This window comes from Marinobacterium sp. MBR-109, from assembly GCF_040547565.1.
Lineage (GTDB): Bacteria > Pseudomonadota > Gammaproteobacteria > Pseudomonadales > Balneatricaceae > Marinobacterium.
On sequence record NZ_JBEPPZ010000008.1, the window covers coordinates 159,000 to 176,098 of the forward strand.

Consider the following 17,099-nt stretch of genomic DNA (forward strand, 5'->3'; position numbering starts at 1 on the left):
AGATCAGCGTTTTTTCGCTTAGGATCTGGTAATGTGAATACACAATTAGTGTCTGCCCCCTGTCACATAACAACCTCCAACCTAAGATCGGGACGGGATACAGTGAAAAAAGGTTTGTCGATACAAAACAAGGTTAATCTCTCGCTGATTGCTGTATTTCTGATTATTCTCATCAGTTCCCTGACCACCATATATCGCAGTGAAACGTCACTGGTTGACAACGTTGTTACCCGTTCGACCCTTGACTCGGCCGATTCCTATTTCGACAGCATCAACATGCTGATGCTCAGTGGCGCCATGGCCAACCGTGGCACGCTACAGCAAAAAATTCTGTCCAACCCAGCCATCACTGAAGCCCGCATTATTCGTGGTCAGCAGATCACAGACGTTTACGGCCCCGGTACTCCAGATTCGATGCCGGTTGATGAGTATGATCAACGAGCCATGCGCGGCGAGCAGGTGATTGAAGAACTTAACGATCAGCAGGGGCACCGCCTTACCGTCGTCACGCCAATGCGCGCCCTGTCCGATTACAAGGGCACCAACTGCCTGCTTTGTCATCAGGTGGAAGAAGGTGAAGTGGTCGGTGCCGTTCGAGTTACCTATTCCTATGAAGCGTTGGACAAGCAGATCAACAGCAACCTGATCAGTGTTGCCCTGATCGAGCTGGCACTGTTTGTCGCCGGCATTATTCTGATCAGCCTGTTGCTGCGCCGCATGGTGGTAACGCCGGTGAATCGACTGGCCGATACCATCCACGCCATCGAGCGCGACAACGACCTGAACCAGCGTACACCGGTCAGTTCCAGCGACGAGATCGGCCAGATGTCGGCTGCATTCAACTCAATGCTGGAAAACATTCACGACAGCATGCAGCAGGTTCGCCAAACCGTCGCTCGACTGGCCGATTCAGGCAGCCGTATCAGCAAAGTCGCCACCGAATCAGCCTCGGCCGTGCATCATCAGCAGATGCAAACCAGCTCCGTCGCCTCGGCCATGGAACAGATGGAAGCTGCCACGCGCAGTGTCGCGGCCAGTGCCGAGAACACGGTATCCGCATCCGATATGGCACTACAGGAAAGCAGTGACGGCACTCGCGTGACCCAGCAGGCCATTACCGCCATCACTCGATTGCAGCAGGATATCGACCGCGCCACTCAGGTGATCCAGAAGCTGGACAGCCAGAGCCAGAATGTGGGCACGGTGCTCGAGGTGATTCAGAAAATCGCCGAACAGACCAACCTGCTGGCTCTGAATGCAGCGATCGAAGCGGCACGGGCCGGCGAGCAGGGCCGTGGCTTTGCGGTGGTAGCGGATGAGGTGAGGACCCTGGCCAGCCGGACCCACAACTCCACCGAAGAGATCAATCACATCATTGCCGAACTGCAGAACGATGCCCAGGAAGCGGTGACCGTGATGCAGCAGGCACTGGCAGCGGCCGGTGACGGGGTCGAGCAGGTGCAGAAGACCAACTCGGCGCTGACCAACATCACTGAAGAGGTCCGCGTGATCAATGACCTTAACCATCAGGTCGCCAGTGCCGTACGCGAGCAGAGTGAAATGGCCAGCAGTGTGGAACGCAGCATCAGCGAGATCAGCAACAGTGCCGAAGATACCGCCGAGCGCTCCGAACACCTGAACCGTGTTTCGGATGAGCTGGAGCAGCTGTCAAAGCAGCTGGAACAGATGCTCAGCCGCTTCAAGCTCTAGACCCCGGTCTGGTTGCCGGCCGAATCCATTAAGGCTTGGCTGGCAGCCGACTCCGGCATCGAGTGATTACTGCTTGTAGTCACTCTTGTCGAGGCCGTACTTTTTCATCTTGTCGTACAGTGTCTTGCGCGGCAGCCCCAGGCTTTCCTGAGTGTCCTTGATCGACCCACCATGCCGTCCCAGCTCGGTATGGATCAACATTTTTTCAAAGCGTTCCACCTGTTGCGGCAGGCTCATTTCCCCGACCGAATCAGGGTCACTGATCGGACGATTATCGAAATCGAAGGTGCAGCCTTCTCCCAGCAGAACATAACGTTCGGCCAGGTTGCGCAGCTCCCGCACATTGCCGGGCCAATCATGCAGCATCAGGCTGTGCATGCGCTCGGCTGACAGCGAGGGCATTTCGCGCCCGTACTGGGAAGACGCCACCAGAGCGAAGTGCTGGAAAAGCAGCGGAATATCTTCGCGCCGCTCGCGCAAGGGCGGAATATCCAGCTTGACCACGTTGAGACGGTAGTACAGATCCTCACGGAAGCGGCCGGCCGCCACTTCCTGCCTGAGCTCCAACTTGGTGGCGGCAATCACGCGCAGGTCCAGCGGAATCAATGTGTTGGACCCCAGCCGTTCGATGGCACGCTCTTCCAGCACACGCAGCAGCTTGATCTGCAGCGCCATTGGCATGCTTTCAATCTCATCCAGAAACAGGGTACCGCCACTGGCATGTTCAAACTTGCCGATACGGCGCGTCTTGGCATCGGTAAACGCCCCTGCTTCATGGCCGAACAGCTCGCTTTCAATCAGGTTTTCCGGCACGGCTCCACAGTTGATGGCGACGAAGTTGTGCTCACGCCGCGGCCCATGTTCATGCAGGTAGCGCGCCAGCAGGTCCTTGCCGCAGCCGGTTTCGGCATGGATCAGAATGTCTGCCGGCATCGCCGCCACAGACCGACTGGTGCGTCGCAGCGCACGCAGGATGGGGGTATTGCCGATAATGCGTGGGCCAGGCACATTCTGCGCTTCAAGCTCATCCCGCAACTGGCGAATCTCCAGCGTCAGGTTGCGCTTGTCCAGTGCACGGCGCACCACATCCAGCAGCAGTTCGGCGGCAAAGGGCTTTTCAATAAAGTCGTAGGCTCCTTCGCGCATCGCGCTGACCGCCATGGAGATATCACCATGCCCGGTAATCAAAATGACCGGCAGGTCTGCGTCGACCTGGTGTATACGGCGCATCAGCTCCAGCCCATCGATTCCCGACAGATTAATGTCGGTGACCACCACCCCTGGCCAGTCCTCACTGATGCGCTCCAGAGCCGGTTCGGCTCGCTCCAGCGTTGTCACTTCATACCCGGCCAGCTCAAGTGTCTGTCCGGCGGCCACGCGAATATGATGCTCATCATCGATCAAAAGAACCGGTAACAGATCAGGCTTGCTCATTGTAACTCTCCATCCGTACCAGCCTCGGCGGGCTGGGCCAGCAGCAGTTCAAGGGTGAACACGGCACCACCTTCTGGATGATTGGCCGCACTCAGGTGCCCGCCCAGATTTTCAATAATCCTGTGGGAGATCGACAGCCCCAACCCCAGTCCCTGACCACTCTGTTTGGTGGTATAGAAAGGCTCAAATACCTGTTGTGGATCATCCGCCCCGATGCCGGGACCGGTATCGTGCAGTGACAGCCTTACCCGCTCACCCTGCTGTTCCAGGCCAACCTCGATCCGCTTGTGTGCGCACGACTCCATGGCCTGCATGGCGTTGGCAAGCAGATTGACCAGCACCTGCTCCAGCCTGAGCATATCACCCAGCACATGGACCCGAGACAGACCTGCGGGCCAGACAATTTCAACGCCCTGCTGACTCAGTCGCCCATACAGGATCGACATGGCGCCATCCTTGACCGCCTGCAACGACACCGGCACCGGGCGGCCGCTGCTCTTGCGAGAGAACTCCTTCAGCGGGTGAATGATCCGTGCCATGCGATCGGTCAGCCCGGCTATCTCTTTCAGGTTGTCTCCCACCCGATCAAACCGTTCCAGTCGCAGGAACGCCTGAGCATTGTCGGCATAGTTGCGGATCGCCGTCAGCGGCTGGTTCAGCTCATGATTGATCCCGGCCGCAAGCTGTCCCAGCACCGCCAGCTTGGCTGTCTGTACCAGCTCGTTCTGGGTACTTTGATGCTGCTCCATCTCTTCGAGCAGCCGAGCATTGGTCCGGGTCAAATCGGCTGTTCGCTCTTCAACGCGGGTTTCCAGCGCATCCCGTGCAGCCTGCAGGGCCTGCAGTTCACGCACCTCAAATTCACGTCGCTGCCGCACAATGCGCCAGCGAGCCTGAATAAACAGCACCAGCAACAACAACGCAATACAGACGAAACCGGCCAACACAACCGCCTGCAGCACGGCCCGATCCACGGGGGTGGTGCGTGCAAAAACCGCCACATTCAATCCCGTATCCGGCACCGGCTTGCTCAGCAGCAGGAAATCCTCACTGCGCTGAGCAACCGGGTGGGATGCCTGATCACCTGTCCGTCGCAGGGTCACCCGTTCAGCCCGGCTCCCCTCCAGCGCCTGGTGGCGAATCAGCTCCAGCGGCTCCAGTGGCTGTCCCAAATAGCGCTGGCTCTGTTGAATACGCTGTAGATCCTGTGACGACAGACCACCCAGTGCATGGAACTTCCACTCCGGCCGAGTCGTGATGACAATAACGCCATCTTCATCCGTCACGGCAATATCGATGACCGGATCGTTCCAGTCCTGCTCCACCTCGTTCAGGTCAATCTTGACCACAATTACTCCCGCGATCCGCTCGCCGATCCTGACCGGCCAGGAGAAATAATAGCCACGCTGGCGAGAGGTCGTCCCCAGCGCAAAATAGCGCCCGGCCTTGCCTGCCATGGCGTCACGAAAGTAGGGTCGAAAGCCGAAGTTCAGCCCGACAAAACTGTTCTCCCGGTTCCAGTTGCTGGCGGCCTGGGTGACACCTTGTGCATCCATCAGGTAGCTGTCCGAAGCACCCAGAATGCGCGTTACCTGCTCCAGATAGAGGTTCGTGTGCTGAATGACAATCGGATTTTCCGGTTGGGCCAGGGCTTCCATGAAGTTGGAATGGGTTGCCAGCAGCCGTGGCAGATCCTTGTACCGATCCAGCTTCTGCTGCACACTCAGGGCATAGCGGTTCAGATCCGACTCGGCCCGGCCCTGCAGCGCTTCCAGCGCCTGTCGCTGACTCAACTGGGCGGTTTGCAGCAACACCAGTACCAGCACCAGCAGCCCCAGCAACAGCGACAGGGGCCGACGGCTGCGGCTACCGGCTGTACTCACAGAGCCCACCCAAAGGGGCGGGCCGGCCCCGGCTGATTGCCCGGCAGTGCTTGAAAAAACAGATGCAGAATCATACTTTAGTCGCAGCTCCCGTCCCATCCTCGACCATGAGATCCAAACAGATGCTTAAGCGTACCAAAATTGTTGCCACTCTGGGCCCTGCTACTGACAAAGCCGGCGTGATTGATGAACTGATCCGTGCCGGCGTAAACACGGTACGTCTTAACTTCTCGCATGGCAGCGCAGCCGATCACCGCCGCAGGGTGGATGCCGTGCGTGCGGCCAGCCGCCGCACCGGTGAGTCCGTGGCGCTGCTGGGCGATCTGCAGGGCCCGAAGATTCGTATCTCCCGCTTCAAGGAAGGGCCTATCCAGCTGGCGATCGGCGACCGCTTTACGCTGGATGCCGGTATGGATGAAACCGCCGGTGATCAGAATGCCGTCAGCGTGGACTACAAGGCACTGCCGCAGGACTGCAGCGCGGGTGATGTCCTGTTGCTGGACGACGGTCGCGTACAGTTAAAGGTTTTGGAGATCAATGGCAGTCGCATTGAAACCGAAGTGACGGTCGGCGGCCCCCTGTCCAACAACAAGGGTATCAACCGGCAGGGCGGTGGCCTGAGTGCCGCTGCGCTGACCGACAAGGACCGGCACGACATCAAGGTAGCCGCCGAGCTGGAGATGGATTATGTCGCCGTTTCCTTCCCGCGTACCGCCGAGGATCTTAACGTCGCGCGTGAGCTGCTGGAAGCCGCCGGCAGCCGCGCCGAAATTATCGCCAAGGTAGAGCGCGCCGAAACCGTCGCCACACCAGAGGCACTGGACGAGATCATCAACGCCTGCGATGGCGTCATGGTGGCGCGGGGCGACCTGGGCGTCGAGATCGGTGATGCCGAACTGATCGGTGTGCAGAAACATATCATCAAGCGTGCACGCCAGCTCAATCGCGTGGTGATCACCGCCACTCAGATGATGGAAACCATGATTCTCAACCCGATGCCGACCCGTGCCGAGGTGTTCGATGTGGCCAACGCCATTCTCGACGGTACCGATGCGGTCATGCTCTCGGCGGAAACCGCCGCCGGCAATTATCCGGTGGAGGTGGTGCAGGCGATGACCCGTATCTGCCAGGGTGCCGAGAAGCATCAGCTGTCGCGTCCAGCCCCTGTGGCACCGGATCACCTGTGTACCCGCACCGACGAAGCGATCGCCCGTGCTGCCATGTACACCGCCAACGGCGTGGAGAACATCAAGGCAATCATCTGCCTGACCGAGTCCGGCTCGACCCCGCTGTGGATGTCGCGCATTCGCTCCGGCATCCCGATTTTTGCCCTTACCCGCAATGACCGCACGCTGCGCCGCATGGCGCTTTACCGTGGCGTGATGCCAATGTTTTTCGATGCCACCGCCGTCAGCGAAGAGCGCCTCAACGACGAAATTCTGGCCGGCCTTCAGGCTCGAGAACTGCTTGGCAGCGGCGACCGCATCATCTTGACCCGCGGCGCTCGTCTCGGCGAGCATGGCGGCACCAACTCGCTGCAGATTCTGCAGCTCCCCTGAGCCTGAACACGAGCGCCCATGACAATCGAACAACAACTGGCTACCGAGCTGAGCATCCGCCCAGCTCAGGTAGCGGCTACGCTGGCCCTGCTGAATGAAGGCGCCACCATTCCCTTCATCGCCCGTTACCGCAAGGAGCAGACCGGAGCACTGGATGATACCCAGTTGCGCCAGCTGCACGAACGTCTGGGCCAGTTGCGTGAGCTGGAAAGCCGACGCGAAGCGATTCTTGGCCGCCTGCGTGAACAGCAGCAGCTGACGCCGGAACTGGAGCAGGCCCTGCTGACAGCCGACAGCCGCGCCCGCCTTGAGGATCTCTACCTGCCCTACCGCCCCAAACGGCGCAACAAGGCTCAGGAAGCACGTGAGGCCGGACTGGAGCCGCTGGCGCTGGAAGCCCTGCAGCAGGGGCGATTGCCCACCGCCAGGCTGACGCAGTTTCTCAACCCTGAAGCCGGATTCACCGATACCGATGCCGTGGCCGAGGGTGTACGCCAGATTCTGCTGGAGACCCTGAGCGAAGATGCCGAGCTGATCGGCGAACTGCGCCAGCGATTGTGGCAGCAGGGCGAGTTTCAGGTACGTGCCGCCCGTGGCAAGGCGGACCCGGACAGCAAGTTCCGAGATTACTTCGACTACGCCGAGCCGATCGCACGGGTTCCCTCGCACCGTGCACTGGCTGCGTTGCGCGGGGTAGCCGAAGGCGTACTCAAGGCCAGCCTGCAACTGCCGGAAGCGCTCGATGGCTGGCCGGAAGAGCAGATGGCCAAACGCCAGCGCCTGCGCCCCGCCCAGCTCGACAGCTGGATGCAACAAACACTGCAGCAGGCGTGGCAGAAAAAACTGCGTCCCTCGCTGGAGACCGAACTGATCAGGCGCCTGCGCGAACAGGCTGATCTGGCCGCCATTGAGGTCTTTGCCCGCAACCTGCAGGATCTGCTGCTGGCCGCTCCGGCCGGGGCACGTGCCACTCTTGGGCTGGACCCGGGCCTGCGTACCGGCGTCAAGGTGGCCGTTATCGACGCCACCGGCAAGCTGGTCGACTACGCAACCATCTACCCGCATGTACCGCAACAGCAGTGGGACAAAGCCCTCCACACCCTGACCACTCTGGCGAAAAGGCACCGGATCGAACTGATCGCCGTGGGTAACGGCACCGCCTCGCGTGAGACCGAACAGCTGGCACAGGCGGTGTGCAAGGCTCTGCCACAACAGAATATACAGGCCGTACTGGTCAACGAGGCCGGCGCCTCCATCTACTCGGCATCCGAACAGGGGGCGGCTGAATTCCCCGATCTGGATGTCACCATCCGCGGTGCCGTATCCATCGCGCGCAGGCTGCAGGACCCACTGGCAGAGCTGGTCAAGATCGATCCCAAATCGATCGGCGTGGGCCAGTACCAGCATGATGTCGATCAGAACCGCCTTGGTGACGCGCTGACCGGCGTGATTGAACATTGCGTCAACCACGTCGGTGTGGACGTGAACACCGCCTCGGCAGCCCTGTTGAGCCATGTAGCCGGCCTCAACCGCACCACGGCCGAGAACATCATCGCCTGGCGCGATGCCAATGGTGCCTTGCGCAACCGGCGCCAGCTGCTGAAGGTGCCGCGTCTGGGGCCAAAGGCGTTCGAGCAGTGTGCCGGCTTTCTGCGCATTCGTGATGGCGAAGAGCCGCTGGACAACTCGGCGGTCCACCCGGAGAGCTACCCCCTTGCCGAAGCGATTGCCAGCAGCTGCAAGTTACCGCTGAAGGCTCTGCTGCAGCAGCCGGAGGCGCTGCAGCAGGTCGACAGAGCCCGGCTGGAAGCGCAGGGCTATGGCACCTATACCCTTCGCGATGTAATCGCCGAACTGGAAAAGCCCGGCCGTGACCCACGCCCGGAGTTTCGCTCGGTACAGTATGCCGCCGGCGTCGAAACCCTGAAAGATCTGCAGCCTGACATGGAGCTGGAAGGGGTCGTCACCAACGTGACCCATTTCGGTGCCTTTGTCGATATCGGGGTGCATCAGGACGGACTGGTCCACATCTCCCAGCTGGCCGACCGCTTTATCAGTGATCCGCATACGGTGGTCAGCAGCGGCCAGATCGTACAGGTCCGAGTGCTGGAAGTAGACGAAAAACGCAAGCGGATTGCGCTGAGCATGAAGTCGGGCTCCGGCAGGCAGCCAACCGGCGCGACCGGGCAGCCCGCCCCGTTATCACGTCCGGCGTCGGCACCCACCGCAAGCGGAACACTGGCAGACAAGCTGCGAGCAGCCGGTCTCAAACCGGACCGTTGACAGCAAGCGGATGCATTTAAACCGGGGCAGGACGTATAATGCGCCCCTTCAACGCAAGTGACAGGAATGATGACGGTGCTGGCAACTCTGGAACACCAACTTGATCTTCTGGCCCGCCGGGGCTGTGCCAACCTCCTTACTCGGACCCTGCAGGGCATCGAGAAAGAGGGCCTGAGAGTGCGCCCGGACGGCCAGATCGCGCAGACGCCCCACCCTCAAGGGCTGGGCTCGGCTCTGACTCACAAGTACATCACGACCGACTACTCTGAAGCGCTGCTGGAGTTCATCACCCCGGTACACGAAAGTCCGGAGGCGGCGCTGGCATTTCTTTCCGATCTGCACGCCTTCAGCTGGCAGCAGCTCGGTGATGAACAGCTCTGGTGTGCCAGTATGCCATGTGAAATTGCCGGAGAGGATGCAATCCCCATCGCCGACTATGGCAGCTCCAACGTGGGCCAGCTCAAGCATGTATACCGTCAGGGGCTGAAATACCGCTACGGCAAGATGATGCAGACCATCGCAGGCATTCACTACAACTTCTCCCTGCCGGAAGCTTTCTGGCCACAGTGGCAGGCGATGTGCGAAAACCATGACAGCCTGCAGGAATTCCGATCCGCCAGCTACTTCCGCCTGATCCGCAACTTCCGTCGCTACAGCTGGCTGTTGCTGTATCTGTTCGGGGCTTCCCCGGCGCTGTCTGCCTCTTTCATGGCTGGGCGATCTCACCAGCTGGAAACATTGAATGCGAATACGCTCTACCTGCCCTGGGCCACCTCCCTGCGCATGAGCGATCTGGGCTATTCCAACAAGGCTCAGGCATCGCTGCAGATCTGCTTCAACCATCTGGACAGCTATGCCGACTCGCTGCAGCAGGCGATTCATACCTCGCACCCGGCCTATGAAAGCATTGGCGTCAAAGTCGATGGCGAATACCGTCAGCTCAACACCAACGTGCTACAGATCGAAAATGAATACTACAGCGACATCCGCCCCAAACGGGTGACGCAGTCAGGGGAAAAGCCCGTGCACGCCCTGATCAAGCGCGGGGTTGAGTATGTCGAGGTACGCAACACCGATATCAACCCGCTGCTGCCCTTGGGCATGGATCTGGACCAGGCCCGTTTTCTCAATGTCTTCCTGATCAGCTGCCTGCTGGGACAGGCCGATGACCTGGACGAAGCCGAGTGCCGGATGGTGGCTGAAAACCACAGCCGCATCGTCAACCGTGGCCGCGAGCCAGGTCTTACGCTGCTGACACCGGCCGGTGAAGTCAGCCGCGAGGCACTGGGCTACCAGGTACTGGATAAGGTAGCCAAAACCGCTGCGTTGCTGGACGATGCACAGGGCACCGATCACTACCGCCGATCTGTCTCGCTGCAGCGAGCCAAGCTGGAAGACTCTGCGCTGACACCTTCGGCCCAGGTGCTGAAGGCGCTGCGTGAAAGCGGCATGGGCTACAGTGAGTGGGTACTGGCAATCAGCTCAGAGCATCGAACCAATATTGAGCCCCTTATCGATCCTGCCGTGAAGCAATCCCTGCTGGACGAAGCCGCTCGCTCGCTGGCAGAACAGGCTGAACTGGAACAGGCCGAACAGCCGCCGTTTGATCAGTTCCTGGCCGACTACGTGGCACGCTGAACGCTACTGGGTTACAAAGCTGGTAAAAAAGAGGTCGGCCACATGCGTGTTGCCGGTCTCTTGCTTCAGCAGCTGCTGTACCGTCTGCAGGGCTCGTTCTGCCAATACCTGCTGGGCGGCGATGCTGCCTAAATCCTCTTCCGTTACACCCGAGAACAGAAACACCAGGTCATTGCGGATGTGCGCAACATGGGCATTCACGGCGTGATGTGCTGCCGGATCATCCACCTGGATGGTGACTTCAGCCTTCAGAAAACGGACAGGCCCCGGGCCACCGTAGTTGGTCACAAAGGGCTTGAGCTCAATGTAGTTGATGTAGTCTTCAGCTGTTTTTTCCGCCTGCGCAGGCAGGCTGACACTGGCAACCAGCAGCAGTAGTGCCAGCATTTTGCTTTTCCACATCCCAAAACTCTCCGCATCGTTTGTGCAAAAATTCAGTATACCGCTGCCCGGGGCGCAATCTCCATGCCTTCGGTTGCTTGTTGCACCTGTCGACTGCCTGGCAGTAGTATTGAGGCAGTCAATCGGGAGGGATCGAACATGCTGGAAAAATGCCGTGACGCCAAAGAACGCTGGGGTGGTGTCAGCACAATCATTGATCACTGGCTGGAGGAGCGACAGCAGCTGATTTCAGTGTTCGTTTCCCTGCAGGGGCAGGAAGCCGGTGACCCGCTCAACAGCTCCCTGTCAGAGTTTTGTGTGCTGCTGATGGACTACCTGTCTTCGGGCCACTTCGAGGTCTACGAGCAGCTGCTGCGAGAAGGCAGCGAGTTCGCTGACGGCAGCCTCGAGCGCTCTCAGGCAATCTTTCCGAAAATTCAGCCTTCCACTGACTCATCGCTGGATTTCAATGATCACTATGGCAAGCTGGAACGCCCCACCCTGCGTCAGCTGTGCCAACTTTCGAAAGATCTGTCGGCACTGGGCGAAGCTCTGGAAGAGCGCTTTGAGCTGGAAGATCAGCTCATCGAAACGCTGCACAATGCCCACAAGGACATGGTATAGCCGTGCAACGATCCGCCTGCCTGCTGCTGTCTGCACTCGCTATTGCCGGCTGTGACGGCAGCGCCCACTCGCCAAACCGCTGGCTTGAGCTGACAGAGCAAAGCGGTGCCTACAGTACGGCCATTGCCCCCGGCGGTGGGCATGCACTGGTCGGTGCCGTGACCCATGGCGGCAGTCTCTGGGATCTGAACAATGAAGCTCGCCTGTATGACTGGAACCACCAGCCTGGCGTATTCTCGGTGTTACCGGCGGTGGATTTTTCCCCCGATGGTCGCTACGCCCTGACTGCAAACCCACAGGACTTGGTGCTGTGGAGCGTCGATACCGGCATGGCAGAAGGCTTCTGGAGCTCACCCGGCGAGATTCTCGCAGCCGACCTGTCCAGCGGCGGTGCCTTTGCACTGCTGGGGCTGGCCAACCATGAGGCAGTCTACTTCGATATTCGTAATGGCGGTATCCGCACCAGCCTCCGCCACCAGGCACGGGTGCGCAGCGTTGCCCTCAGTGGCGACGAACGCACGGCCCTGACCGGGGCAGATGACTACAGCGCCCGCCTGTGGGACCTCGACAGCGGCCAGATGCTGCAACAGGTGACACTTGGCAATACGGTCGACACCGTTGCGCTTTCACCCAATGGTCGTTTTGCGTTCAGCTCCGGCAGTCTGGATCAGGCACTGGTCTGGGATACATCCAGCGGGGAGGCGCTGTTCCACCTCAGTGGCAACGAGACCCTGTTTCCACGCAAGCTCAGCTATCTCAGCGCCCGTTTTTCGGACAACAGTGATCGCCTTCTGGCCGGACGTGCAGATGGTACGGTAGAGCTCTGGGATGTAAACCGGGGTGAGCTGATCAAACGCTGGAAGGGGCACAAGCGCGCCGCTTACGGACCCACCAGTACCGGTATCATTGCACTGGCGTTTGGTGCGGACGGAAACAGCTGGCTGGCTGCAGGGTCCAACGGGGTCATGAACTGGCTCAGGTAATCTGGAAGGTACGGCTGGCGACAGCAGCGATGGCCGGCGAGCCCGCTGCCTCTGTCTGAAGGCAGCGAGCCCACCCTGACCGGAACAACCTTACTCTGAAGGATTGACTTCCAGCAGCTCCACTTCGAACACCAGCGTCTCGTTCGGGCCGATCGCATTGCCCATACCACCCGGGCCGTAAGCCAGGTCAGCCGGAATCACCAGACGGCTTTTGCCACCTTCCTTCATCAGCTGCAAACCTTCGGTCCAGCCCGGAATCACTCCATCGAGCGGGAAAGAAACCGGCTCGTTGCGGGCGTAGGAGCTGTCAAACTCGGTGCCATCGATCAAATGGCCACGGTAGTGGACCTTGACGGTATCCGTGGTTTTGGGACTTTTGCCCTTGCCGGCTGTCAGTACTTCATACTGCAGTCCAGACTCGGTGGTTTTGACGCCTTTTTTGGCACCGTTTTCGGCCATGTAGGCAGCGCCCTTGGCGCTGTTTTCATCGGCCAGCTTTGCCATTGCCTGACGCTGCTCTTCCATTTTGCGGCTCTGGAATGCCTGCATCACCTCGGCAACCTGCTGTTGATCAAGAGCCGGTTCCTTACCGGAGAACACGGCTTCGACACCCTGGCTGAAGGCGTTGATATCCAGCTCCTCAACATCGGCCTGGATGCGTTCACCCAGAATCAACCCCAGGCTGTAGCTCAGCTTCTGCTGTTCAGTTTCCAGTGTCTGTGCCTGCACCGCCGCCGTTGAAGCCAGTGCTCCGCTGAGCGCCAGCGCCAGCATGCTTTTTTTCATCATTTGAATCCTTAGTGTTGTTCGGACATGTTCTTGTTAGTACATCCTGTCCGGAGGAAAGTTCAGTCATCTTCAACCAGCACAATCGCAGCCGACTGCAGTTGCAGCAGAAGCGCACCCGTGGCCTGGCTGCAGCGGTCACCACAGGCCTGCTGCAGGTTGTGCCGGAACAGCGCCTCACTCACCTGACTGTCGGGTGACCAGCTCTGACCCTGTTGCCACAGCAGCATGAACTCCAGCTGTTCTGCCGCCAGCTCCGCCTGACGCAGGGCTCGATAACAGGCCTCAGCCTCGGGCAGCGCGGCCAATTGCTCACGCACCCTGAAGCGCACCGCCCGCAGTGGCCGGGTAACCTCAGGCTGCCAACGGTTGTCTGATTGGTGCAACCGATCGCGATCAAACCTGATGCCCTGACTGGCAAGCCAGCAGGCAAACAGGAGGCGATTGACCACGGCTCCCTGATCCTGCAACTGCAGGCAGCATTGTTCAACCCCCGGCCGAGAATAAAGTGTCAATGCATACTGCCAGAGAGGATTTTCCAGACTCATGCTGTGCTAAAATCCCGCGCCATGATTCAGATACAGAACCTAAGCTTACATCGCGGTACCCAACAGTTGCTAGCACAGGCCAGCCTGACGTTTCATGCCGGCTGGAAGGTAGGTATTGTCGGCGCCAATGGCGTGGGCAAATCATCCCTGTTCAAGCTGCTGCTGGGCGAGCTGCAGCCCGATGGCGGCGAGCTGCAGCTGCCCGCACGGCTGCGCATTGCCCACATGGCACAGGAAGTGGACACATCCGAGCGCAGTGCGCTGGACTATGTGGTTGACGGCGATCACCGCCTGCGTGCCGTTGAAACAGCCTTGGCAGTAGCCGAAGCAGAGCATCAGGCCAACCGGATCGGCGAGCTGCATGCCGAGCTGGATGCGATGGACGGCTATCGCGCCGAAGCCCGAGCCCACCAGCTACTTGCCGGGCTCGGGTTTGCACCGGATGACGCACACCGACCGGTGAACAGTTTTTCCGGCGGCTGGCGCATCCGACTGAATCTGGCCCAGGCACTGATGTGTCCCTCGGATCTGCTGTTGCTGGACGAACCGACCAACCACCTGGACCTGGATGCCACCATCTGGTTGGAACAGTGGCTGCGCCAGTACCCCGGCACCCTGCTGCTGATCTCTCACGACCGCGACTTTCTCGACAACGTGGTGGGCCATATCGTACATCAGGCCCAGCAGACCCTGACCCTTTACAAGGGCAACTACACCGCATTCGAGCGCCTTCGCGCCGAAAAGCTGTCACAGCAGCAGGCCGCATTCGAAAAACAGCAGGCTCGCGTCGAACAGATAGAACAGTTTGTGCGCCGTTTCCGTGCCAAGGCCACCAAAGCCAAGCAGGCCCAGAGTCGGCTCAAGGAGCTTGAGCGCATGGAGCAGATCGCGCCGGCTCATGTGGACTCGCCCTTCAGCTTTCGCTTCGATACCAGTGACAAGATTTCCTCACCACTGCTGACCCTGACCGAGGCTGATCTGGGCTACCCTGATCGCACCATCCTCAAGGGGCAGTCCCTGAGCCTGATCCCCGGCGCCCGCATCGGGCTTCTCGGTGCCAACGGCGCCGGCAAGTCCACACTGATCAAGACGCTGGTTGGCGATCTGCCACTGCAGTCAGGTGAGCGTCACGAAGGCGAGCACCTGAGAGTCGGTTATTTCGCTCAGCACCAGCTCGAAGCGCTGGACATGGATGCATCCCCTCTGCTGCACCTGCAGCGGATCAGCCCGGACGCCACGGATCAGGAGTTGCGCAACTTCCTCGGCAGTTTCGGTTTCCTCGGTGACGATGCACTTGATGCGGTCGGGCGCTTTTCCGGTGGAGAAAAGGCGCGCGTGGCGCTGGCCCTGATCGCCTGGCAGCAACCCAACCTGCTGCTGCTGGACGAACCGACCAACCACCTGGACCTGGAGGTTCGACTCGCGCTGAGTCTGGCATTGCAGGCCTTTGAAGGTGCGCTGATTCTGGTTTCGCATGATCGACACCTGCTGCGCAACACGGTCGATCAGTTCCTGCTGGTGGCCGACGGTCAGATCAGCGAGTTTGATGGCGATCTGGAGGACTATCACCAGTGGCTGGCCCAACAACGCCGGGAAGAGCAGAAGCGCAACGAACCTGAGACCGCCGACGACAGCTCCACCGAGCGTTCACTCAGTGCCGCCGAGCGAAAGGAACTCAAGCGCATTCAGGCTGAGCAGCGCGCCCGTTTGCGACCGCTGAAGCAGCAAGTTGCTCGGTTGGAGCAGCAGCTGGAGCAGGTCAGCACGCAAATAAGCGATATCGAGACGCAGCTGGGAGATGCGGACCTGTACAGTGACAGCCGCAAGACAGAACTGAAGGCGTTGCTGCAGCAACAGGCAGAGCTGAGACAGCAGCAGGAACAGATTGAAGCCGACTGGCTGGACCAGCTCGAAGCGCTGGAGCAACTGGAACAATCCCTCGACGACTGATCAGCTCACCGAGCCACTGAACAGGTCGGACAGCTGCGACAGCCCTTCCGCATCGGCCTTCAGCGCCAGCATGGCCTGTTCGATGTCCGCCTGTTTCAACCCCAGCTCCTGAATCAGCCCATCCGGCAGCGGCCCTGCCGGACCAGCGCTCATCCCCTGCTGGCGCAGCAGCCGACTGCTCAGATACAGCAAGTGAGCATATTCCGCGTGTTCGCCCTTAAAACCCGGTTCATGCTGATAGCGCACGGCCACCGATACCTCTGCCGGCAGCTTCCAGCTTTCCAGCAGCCAACCGCCAATCTGCTCACGAGTGACGTGCAGCACCTCCTGCTCAATCAGGCTCTGCTCCAGCTGAGGATTGGCCTCGATATGACGTGACAGGCGCGAAAAATGGGGTGGGAACAGGTGCCCAAGCACCAGATAACCGAAGTTGTGCAACAAGCCGGCCAGATAGGCCAGCCCCGGACGGGGGCGTCGCTCCAGCGGGATGGACCGTGCCAGTTTTTCGCTCAGCGTGGCCGTATAGATCGCCTGCTCCCAGTAGGGCACCGTACCCCGCGGGGTATCCTCGGGCAGTCGCAACACCTGTCCCATGGCGATCCCCAGCGCCAGATTGATCACCAGATCGAATCCCAGCACCCGAATCACCGCATCTTCAATGGAACGCACGCGCCCGGGGGCCGCGTAATAGGGCGAAGCAGCCCAGCCCATTACCTGTGCGGACAGGCTGGGGTCCAGCTTCACGACCGGCACCAGCTCATCAACGCCTGCCTCCGGGTCCGAGCGCAGCATCACAATCTTGCGCATGGTCTGAGACAGACCCGGCAGGCCCAGCGTATCTTCCAGTCGTTGCTGAACCCGCAAGCTGGTGAAGCGTTCAACGGCCCGGGTGATCACGGCCGCATCATCCAGCCCGGCAACCCCGACTCCGCTGGCTGCCGGATCACAGCTGACCTGTCCACGACTGATCTGTTCATGCTCAGGCAGGCGGTTGAGCGTAAAGCCAAGGCCGGAGTGAAACTCGCTGCAGGTCAACGGCGCTTCGCCAAGACCACTGTCGAGCAGCAGGGGCAACGACAACAGCTGTTTCTGACCGGCCTCTGTCTGCAGGCCTGGCTGTGCAAAAAAGCGCTGTGCATCATCAACCCGTGCCGGCTGCAGCTCGCGTCCGCACAGCTTGGCGACCGCCGCAAGATCCAGCATCCGCGATGATGGCAGCAGCGCCAGCACCTTGCCCTGACGATCATGCAGCAACACCAGCCGAACCTGCTGTGCCGGGGTGCTCATCTCTGAGGTTGTACCGATATCTACAGACAAGAT

General features: G+C 60.0%; 13 protein-coding genes. 7 read left to right on the top strand and 6 right to left on the bottom strand.

Annotation, left to right across the window (positions count from 1 at the left end; genetic code table 11):
• The first annotated feature begins 102 nt into the window (after nt 1-102).
• Nucleotides 103-1,710: a methyl-accepting chemotaxis protein gene (locus ABIE60_RS11970; RefSeq protein ID WP_354469608.1), complete on the top strand. Its 1,608-nt coding sequence runs from the start codon at nt 103-105 to the stop codon at nt 1,708-1,710.
• A gap of 66 nt (nt 1,711-1,776) precedes the next feature.
• On the opposite strand, the gene ABIE60_RS11975 is transcribed toward ABIE60_RS11970, so the two are convergent.
• On the bottom strand, nt 1,777-3,144 hold the full coding sequence (locus ABIE60_RS11975) for a sigma-54-dependent transcriptional regulator (protein ID WP_354469610.1): 1,368 nt from the start codon (nt 3,142-3,144) through the stop codon (nt 1,777-1,779).
• On the bottom strand, nt 3,141-5,027 hold the full coding sequence (locus ABIE60_RS11980; RefSeq protein WP_354469612.1) for a sensor histidine kinase: 1,887 nt from the start codon (nt 5,025-5,027) through the stop codon (nt 3,141-3,143). Before ABIE60_RS11980 ends, ABIE60_RS11975 begins: the two co-directional genes overlap by 4 nt.
• Before the next feature lie 107 nt (nt 5,028-5,134).
• On the opposite strand from ABIE60_RS11980, the gene pyk reads away from it, so the two are divergent.
• From pyk to gshA, 3 genes are all read left to right on the top strand, one after another.
• Nucleotides 5,135-6,586 carry a pyruvate kinase gene (pyk, locus tag ABIE60_RS11985; RefSeq protein WP_354469613.1) on the top strand — a complete coding sequence of 484 codons (1,452 nt, stop codon included), beginning with the start codon at nt 5,135-5,137 and terminating at the stop codon, nt 6,584-6,586.
• Nucleotides 6,587-6,604: 18 nt separating this feature from the next.
• Nucleotides 6,605-8,869, top strand: a complete 2,265-nt coding sequence (locus ABIE60_RS11990; protein WP_354469615.1) for a Tex family protein — start codon at nt 6,605-6,607, stop codon at nt 8,867-8,869.
• 66 nt (nt 8,870-8,935) lie between these two features.
• The gene (gene gshA / locus ABIE60_RS11995) at nt 8,936-10,507 is read left to right on the top strand and encodes a glutamate--cysteine ligase (protein WP_354469616.1); all 1,572 of its coding nucleotides are present in this window, start codon (nt 8,936-8,938) and stop codon (nt 10,505-10,507) included.
• A gap of 3 nt (nt 10,508-10,510) precedes the next feature.
• On the opposite strand, the gene ABIE60_RS12000 is transcribed toward gshA, so the two are convergent.
• Complete coding sequence (locus ABIE60_RS12000; RefSeq protein WP_354469618.1) at nt 10,511-10,909, bottom strand: flagellar basal body-associated FliL family protein; 399 nt, start codon at nt 10,907-10,909, stop codon at nt 10,511-10,513.
• Nucleotides 10,910-11,047: 138 nt separating this feature from the next.
• Between ABIE60_RS12000 and rsd the strand changes: the two genes are divergently transcribed.
• Together rsd and ABIE60_RS12010 are read left to right on the top strand one after the other, a co-directional pair.
• Nucleotides 11,048-11,512 carry a sigma D regulator gene (gene rsd, locus ABIE60_RS12005; protein ID WP_354469619.1) on the top strand — a complete coding sequence of 155 codons (465 nt, stop codon included), beginning with the start codon at nt 11,048-11,050 and terminating at the stop codon, nt 11,510-11,512.
• A 2-nt stretch (nt 11,513-11,514) separates the two neighbouring features.
• Complete coding sequence (locus tag ABIE60_RS12010) at nt 11,515-12,495, top strand: WD40 repeat domain-containing protein (RefSeq protein WP_354469621.1); 981 nt, start codon at nt 11,515-11,517, stop codon at nt 12,493-12,495.
• A gap of 90 nt (nt 12,496-12,585) precedes the next feature.
• Here the strand turns inward: ABIE60_RS12010 and bamJ are convergent, their stop codons facing one another.
• Nucleotides 12,586-13,281: a BamJ family beta-barrel-assembly machinery protein gene (gene bamJ, locus ABIE60_RS12015; protein ID WP_354469622.1), complete on the bottom strand. Its 696-nt coding sequence runs from the start codon at nt 13,279-13,281 to the stop codon at nt 12,586-12,588.
• Nucleotides 13,282-13,343: 62 nt separating this feature from the next.
• Nucleotides 13,344-13,829: a TIGR02444 family protein gene (locus ABIE60_RS12020; RefSeq protein WP_354469624.1), complete on the bottom strand. Its 486-nt coding sequence runs from the start codon at nt 13,827-13,829 to the stop codon at nt 13,344-13,346.
• Nucleotides 13,830-13,850: 21 nt separating this feature from the next.
• On the opposite strand from ABIE60_RS12020, the gene ABIE60_RS12025 reads away from it, so the two are divergent.
• Nucleotides 13,851-15,779: an ATP-binding cassette domain-containing protein gene (locus tag ABIE60_RS12025; protein WP_354469647.1), complete on the top strand. Its 1,929-nt coding sequence runs from the start codon at nt 13,851-13,853 to the stop codon at nt 15,777-15,779.
• Here ABIE60_RS12025 and ABIE60_RS12030 read toward each other — a convergent pair whose 3' ends face one another.
• On the bottom strand, nt 15,780-17,096 hold the full coding sequence (locus ABIE60_RS12030; protein ID WP_354469626.1) for an aminoacyl-tRNA deacylase and HDOD domain-containing protein: 1,317 nt from the start codon (nt 17,094-17,096) through the stop codon (nt 15,780-15,782).
• Between the last annotated feature and the right edge of the window lie 3 nt (nt 17,097-17,099).